Source organism: Bacteroidota bacterium, from assembly GCA_008933805.1.
In the GTDB taxonomy this organism is placed as follows: Bacteria; Bacteroidota; Bacteroidia; order UBA8524; family UBA8524; genus SB11.
Genome location: WBUH01000033.1, coordinates 1 through 7,367, shown reverse-complemented (window position 1 = coordinate 7,367; position 7,367 = coordinate 1). Strand labels below are relative to the sequence as shown.

The following is a 7,367-nucleotide window of genomic DNA, read 5'->3' as shown; positions in this document are numbered from 1 at the left end:
TCTCCGGTATGGATAAATCAAGGGGCTGGTCAATACTGATACAGGTAATGCCGTATGAGGCTAACTCACGGATAACCACTAGAGCATCCGTTATATTTCTGGAAAACCTGTCCCAGCGAATAAATATAAGTTTAGTTATTAATCCTTTATTGCGTTTTATAAATGCAAGCAACTTCTTAAACTCCGGCCTGTCAAACGTTTTGGCAGAATAATCTTCCTCATAATGGGCAGCAACAGCATATCCATGAGCAGAACAATACTTCTCCAACTTATCCTTTTGATCTCGCAGTGAATACCCTTGGCTGGCCTGCTCGTCTGTTGAAACTCGGCAATATGTGATAACCCTCTCCATTGCTAATTATCTTTAGATTGTTCTTTTTTCTGTTTGTTTTTATACGCCCGGATAACCAACTCCACAAAAACACGAAGTGCCGCCAGATTGTCATCGGGGCAATCGGTTTTAATAGCAGGAGTATGTGATTTGGGCTTAGCCAAAGATATAAAATTTAGAGTGAAAACGCTCGTAAATACTGGGAAATAGTTACGAACAAAAAGACAAGAGCCATAAAAAGATTATGGCTGAAAGGCAACCAGCAAAGAACTAATAAAATGCCAAAGGAAAAGGATGGACAAAATGGCAGAAACTGTTTGTTTAAGATGTAATTTAATATATTTGAAATCTATCAATTAGCGGAATATGAAAAATACAATTTTATGTGGCTTATTTCTGTATCCGGTTATTTGCTTTTGCCAAAAAGAATTTCCTATACCCCTTGAGACTATTCAGGCTGATATTTTATTGCAGGAGGGGTCACAGAACAATATTGATAGTATAAATTGGATTCGAGAGTTTTCAGGATGGCGACGTAAAGACTCATTTAACTTTTCTCCACAGTATTCAGACATCATAATTAGTAGCATTAGTGAAGTCTGCGGCAAAAAATTCTACTTATTGGAGGATTCTCTAATTCTTGAGGCACTAAAAAATAAAATCGATGAAAACTGCAAGAGTCAATCATACCAAAAAGAAATTCCTCTCAATGATCTCAAAAGACATGCAGATGCTATAAAATTAACTCGCACACCAAAAATCGAAGATCAGATATGGTATCCAGAAAGTCGTTTCATCGTTAATTATTATTACAATGAACAACAACCTGAAAACACAAATAAATACGTTAGATTCGTTAATTCTATTTCCTATGATAGTTCCTGTCAAATTATTGATGGTAAAAGTTATTCATTTAAATATATAAGAAGTAGAGATTCTATCATTGATGTTTTTCGCAGTTTGAAAAATAACGATTTTAAGTTCCACCTATATCTCGCATTGATAGAAAAGTTTGTTCAATTAAGGTGTACGGAAGAAGATTTGTTGTTTATATACCTTCCTATTGATGAGATATTTATACGTTCAGGAAAATACTCTCCTCTGCAACAAGCGGTGCTAAGAATAGCTATCGGTAAGGCTTTTAATACTATTAGAAAAAATTCAGAATATGCTTTCATCAGTTTTAGGTTTGCTGAATATATCCTGATTAATAACAAACTATATAAATACCACGAGAAAATAGAACCAATTATCGCTGATTTTATAGCAGCTAAACGCGAAGAAAGATACTTAGCATATCTACGGCAAACCTTACGACCACTTCGTTCCGAAGAGGCATATGATAGAGCTAGCGGTAAAAGAAACTATATATCCTTACCGGAGTTTTTTAGACGGGTACTGAGAATCGCCCACTATGAAACTGTAATAGCGTTTACTGAAATCAGAGGGACAGGGACACTGACAAATAGGCGACTATTGATTGTGGCGGGTGTCATACATTCATTATCTAAATATCTAAATGATTCAGAAATAAAAAAGAACGAAACATTTATAAGAGACTTCAATATTTTATTATGTGATTATCATAGGCTAGTGTTACAAGTCGAAAGGGCCAGTCAAGTTCAAATACAGCTTATTCTTAACACCGCAAACTCTGCCAATAATCTAATTTCACTTAAATATTATGAGGACTTAAAAAAACTGGCAGATATTGAGCGTGATAAAGGTGAAATAAATCAAGCTAAAAATCTCTACCTAATTATTGAGCAATTTGTAAATGAAAAAATGGATTATTATCATTCGTATCAGGATTATACCTTTTCTTTTCCTTCGGATCCCCGCCTTTGGAAACCAGACCACTTTCAAATGCTTATAGATTCAGTAGGCTCCCTAGATACATTTCACTATGGCGGATATAAACAGTTTCTTTTAAATGAAAACTTAGAAAAAAATTTTGGACTTAAATCCGACCAATTATTAAAGATATTGGGCGAGTGGGCAATCAAACAAAAACACTGGCGAGATGCCGCGATGCTCTTGTCGAAAGTAGACCGGGCAAGAATTAAAGTTGATGATGAAGAGTCTAGTAGAGTTTTTTCGGCTGCGCTGTTTGGGGAATATGTCCCAGAAAAGTATAAAAGTGAAAATACCATTAGAGAGTTATATACTTATCTCATCCTTGGCGGAATAGTATTAGCTATAATAAGCTTCCTTACCGGGTGGGCTATAAGAGAGCGGAAAAAAGCTAAAGTCTCTGAGGCAAAGGCCCAGTTGCTTTCTCATACAATGGACCAAATAGGGCACTTAGCCCCGCAGTGTATAAGGAAAATCATAAAAAAACATGAAGGCACAATACCCCAACTTATAAAAAGTAGGCTTGAAAAATTAAGCACCTTGCTTGACCAATTACATTTTTATTCCCAAGAGCCGACTCTTACGTATGAGGATGAATATAATCTGGCATGTAGTTATGTTGACTTAAGTTATACATCAACCGACAAAGTTTCCGCCAGTGACAAAATTTGTGCTGATTATGAAACTGACCCAACTGCAAATTTTCCCACATTTGTATTATTTAATGCAATTCAAAACGCATACAAACATGGCTCAGTTGATAATAGTGATAGTGCTAAAGTCATAGTATCAGTAGCAAAAGATGGGGATAAACATACAGTTACCGTAACTAATCCTATTTATCCTGACAATATTACCCAAGAGATTGAAAAAAGAACCGGAATAAAATTTATGGAAGCCGTTCTGAATGGGTACAATCCAAAAGGCAAGTCTAACCTTATACCAAAAAAAGTAAACAGCACATTTATTTTAACCTATTCATTTACAATTAAAAACAGATAGTATGACTAAAGTAGTTGTTATCGAAGACGAAGAATATGCTTACCAAGCAATTGAAAAAAAGTTACAGCAGTATCCTGACTTAGAATTGGTGAGAGAAGTAGAACTGATAACAGATTCAACTAGTGTTATTCCATTTGTTGATACCATTTCGGATGATGGAAACATAGCGGATATCTATTTCGTCGATTGGGAGTTAAAGTTTAAGGTTGGGACGAAAAGCATAGAACATATTTTCAAACTGCTATCCCAAAGAAAGTTTTCCTTCCTAGATAAGTTTTGGATATGTATATCAAATAAGCCTGGCAATAAAATACCTGAACTGCTGAGCGAATACTTTCCCTTGAATTATAACTATGTCACACCTGGCAAGGGTAATATTATTGAGCAATCAACCAAATCAGGAAAAAACCATTTTCAGGAATGTATTTTTAAAGCCCGGGAATTTTTAGCTTTACAAAACAAACCGGACTGGATAAATGATATTGATTTCAAAACCCTAATAACTTTCGACAACTACAACGGACATTATTATGACCTTCGTTACATAGTTAATGCTGAAAACGAGGGCAATGCGTTTACCGTTACTGTGGAAGCTGCAATCTGTTTTATATCATTTGATCCCTTTGGCTTACTTCTTTTCATGGATAAAGAGAAAGGTTTACATGTGTATTTATTTAAGATGAATGATGCCGCAAAAGCTATTAAGGAACCTCTGCAATTGGAAGGGAAGCGGATATTTTTTTACAATCCTTATTTCATTGAAAATGGGCATCTAAAAGAGAAGTTCAAGGATTACATTACACACCACATTAAATTTATCAAAGGATTAAGTATTCCTGATATCGAACCTAAAATCATTCAATGCTTTGATAAAATAAGGAGAGAGTTAGAAAGCAGAAAAATCCTAATCTAATATAAAAAAGCTTCGTCATCCCGACGAAGCTAGCCCGTATGCCAGATTTTGTAATTGCTTAATAAAACAAAATGAATATTGGCATATCTATTAGGCTGATTATATAATATCAGAATTATAATTTTTTGTCAAGCTTCTTCCGTTTTTCCTACGTCCGTTTTTGTTCCGTTCTCCCAATAAGGACAGTGCCTTTAGAGAATTTTGAATTGCTTAATAAAATAAAAATGAAAAATTCAAAATTTTCAAACGACGCTTTCCGAGGAAAGCGCGCTAAACAATCACCCTATTATGAATCAGTACGGTTAACCTACTACCAAAACGAAATAGGGGAACACCATTTCAACACCGCAATCGGTATTATCAAGGCAACTCAGGTAGGTTTTAGCGAAACCCACGAAACCGAAGGAGTATTGTTTTGTGAGAAGTACCTGCTGCGTATTTATGCAAATCAAGCCTATGTTAGACGGAATACAGATAAACTGTACCGCCTGATTGATGATGCGCTGGAACTGATAAAAAGGTCAAAAGACCAATTCCTCTATCAGCCTTCGCACACAAAGTCATTATGTTTCGTGTATTGGAAATTGGGTGCGTGTCTCCTTAAAACAGGCAAACACACAGAAGCCCAAGAGCAGCTTTTGATAGGGGAAAAAATCCTGTTTGAACTGGAACAGGAAAACCAGTCAGGCTATGACGGCCACAAAGAGCTATTGGGTCATATCCAAGCCACACTACGTAGAGTGCATCACTAAACACATCACCCCCGGCATCCGCCGGGGGTTCTTTCCATTTTTCACCACACCCTTATAACTATTTATATGTCAAAACATACCCCTCAAAAGGTGAGGCATCATAGTGATGTCTCCCGTATTTCCTTAGAATCTTCAATTGAACAACTCTCCAATAAAATAGGGGCCATCCATAAACGGAGAATTGCAATCGAGCACCAAATCATAAACACTACAACCGGGATTTCAAATTTGAGAAACTTCATCAAGCTTAATCAACTGGAAAATCAAGAAAAACAATTGGTTACTAGGCTGGAGCAATTGAAATATTCACAATCGTTATTAACCCCCAAGCGAAATATCCCGTACCGGGAACAAGATGAGTTTGATGAGTGGAAAGTTGCAGAAAACGAAATGAAAGCATTGGAAGCAGAAAAAGCCCTATCAAAAATCCGTCAAACCCGCCAAAGTAAAGAAAACAATAAAGAAATGGATCGCTAATACAATGGAACCTAAAAACAAATCCGATCCCACTGTTGAAGATATGATGTTTTGGCTCATTCAGTAGCCAACCTCTGTAGGCTATTGCAAAGAAAAAGAATTAACAACACTTCAAACCCAAAAACAAAATACCCTTCACCAACTAACCGGGAGTAACCCCTCACAAAAACTAACCCTTCACAAAGAGTTGGAAAGCATTGCCAATAACGAGGCACACCTTCTACGGCAAGTGCACAATTTAAAGGCTTCATTGGAAGCGATTTAATTACAGTGCGGTATAGAACGCTACCCGGCAGATTTTGACACCAACATACACCCATCACCGCTTGATACCCTTCATAAAAACAGAAAAGAAAGGGACACCGATAGAGCTATAAGCACATTTCACAGTACAAATTTCTTCACCATTTAAATAGTTACAATAATGAATATCCAAAAAACCAATCCTATGGATGCGGGGCTTGAAGCCTTGCTGCGTAGGGAACTCGACACGATTAAAGAAAAATTTATTTCCGATGCAAACCATTTAGCGGTAAGTAACCTCCCCCGCGAAGGCGAAACCTTTTCCTTCTATTGGGCGGAACACCATAGCAAATTTGAGAACCTGATTACACTTATCAATCAACATCTGCAAAGTGATGCCTTGCTATTCGAGGTGCGCCAAACTACCGATGCGGCAAACAGCAATAAGCAAGATTTGCATAATTCCCGTAAAGAGTTAGAGGATGCCCTTACTGACCATTGCAAGGATATGCCACAGCCACCCGATTACAATCCTGCTAAACACATCGGTATTAAAACAACGGTTGCGGCCATCGCCTTGTTTGAAGGCCTGTATGCCGTCCCAATTTTTTCTCAATTCGGCCTCAACTGGATAGAGTCGGCAATAGCCGCTTCACTTTTGGCCGTCGCCCTCTCTTCCTATTACGATAGCGTACCTGCGGTACTGCGCCGTACACGTACCCCAAAAGAAAAACGCATTGTGTTTGCGATTATGTGGCTACTTCCGGTTGTCTTCTTTTATTTCATAGGCACGGGGAGAGCAGACTACTTAACACAACGTTCGCAAGAAGATGGTGGTGAAGGAATTATATACAGTCCGTGGTTGTTTATTGTTACCTCGGTAATAATGACTTCAATTGCTATGTTGCTATCCTTACTCCAACCGGATAAAGAAACCAAAACAAAATATACCAATTACAAAACAGCTCAGCGTAAAAAGAAGGAGTTGGAAACACAGCTTGAGGCAATTGAGCAACAGATAACAGCTGCCGATGTAAACTCCCGCTCAACGGCACTGTCAGCCGCACAAATCTACGAGTACGGCCATACCCTTGAGCAACAGGTAATCTCCTTTGCAAAGAGTGGTTTTGAGGACTATAAAAAGCGCATTGTAACCCGAAAGACAACACCAATCGGCCCATCCATTCAAGAGCCGTATCCCTTTCCATTTAAAACAAACTTCAACTACAAATCCACCACATCTAATGAATAAACTCATCCTCTTTGCAGTCATTGCAGCGATAGCAGCAGGTTGTACCCAACAACACTCGTCAGACTCCTTTGATATAGAACTGGTAGTGTTGGTCGATATTACCGACCAACACCTCATCTATCCCGACGCCATCACCTTGTTGGAATTTGCAGGGGTAACTGCGGATATATACGCAGGTGCGTGCATTACCGTAATCCCAATCACCGACGGGGATTATACGGAAGCAACTCTATGCAAACTGCCTAAAGAAAATCCGTTAACGGTGAACAAAGACCTGCGTAAGCAAAAAGTGAAGCAATTTTCTAAAGAGTTATCCGCACAATTGACCGTGCTTGCCAAACGCGATAGCATTAGGAAAGCGAAATCTATAGTTTTCAGAACTTGTGCCAAAGCACTCAATACACTCTCAAAAAAACCGGCATCACACAACGCACGCAAAGTCTGCATAATCTACTCAGACCTGCTCGAGCATTCAAGCGTCAGCCTGTACGATTCAAAGACTCAGGAACTATTAAATAAAGACCCGGAAGCCGTAGCGTCAGC

General features: G+C 38.2%; 7 protein-coding genes. 6 read left to right on the top strand and 1 reads right to left on the bottom strand.

The genetic code is table 11. The features are described 5' to 3' along the window. The coding region (locus F9K23_18745; GenBank protein ID KAB2912655.1) for a recombinase family protein at positions 1–352 on the bottom strand (352 nt) is incomplete at its 3' end. A 345-nt stretch (positions 353–697) separates the two neighbouring features. Between F9K23_18745 and F9K23_18740 the strand changes: the two genes are divergently transcribed. The 6 genes from F9K23_18740 to F9K23_18715 form a co-directional block, all read left to right on the top strand. After that, positions 698–3,187, top strand: coding sequence for a hypothetical protein (locus F9K23_18740; protein ID KAB2912654.1), 2,490 nt, complete (start codon positions 698–700; stop codon positions 3,185–3,187). A gap of 1 nt (position 3,188) precedes the next feature. After that, a complete protein-coding gene (locus tag F9K23_18735; protein KAB2912653.1) occupies positions 3,189–4,100 on the top strand; it encodes a hypothetical protein in 912 nt (303 codons plus the stop codon). Between the two features lie 224 nt (positions 4,101–4,324). Further along, the gene (locus F9K23_18730) at positions 4,325–4,852 is read left to right on the top strand and encodes a hypothetical protein (protein ID KAB2912652.1); all 528 of its coding nucleotides are present in this window, start codon (positions 4,325–4,327) and stop codon (positions 4,850–4,852) included. A 66-nt stretch (positions 4,853–4,918) separates the two neighbouring features. Beyond that, a complete protein-coding gene (locus F9K23_18725; GenBank protein ID KAB2912651.1) occupies positions 4,919–5,329 on the top strand; it encodes a hypothetical protein in 411 nt (136 codons plus the stop codon). Between the two features lie 424 nt (positions 5,330–5,753). Next, positions 5,754–6,824, top strand: coding sequence for a hypothetical protein (locus F9K23_18720; protein KAB2912650.1), 1,071 nt, complete (start codon positions 5,754–5,756; stop codon positions 6,822–6,824). Further along, positions 6,817–7,367: hypothetical protein (locus tag F9K23_18715; GenBank protein KAB2912649.1), on the top strand; the 551-nt coding region annotated here is incomplete at its 3' end. The genes F9K23_18720 and F9K23_18715, both read left to right, overlap by 8 nt.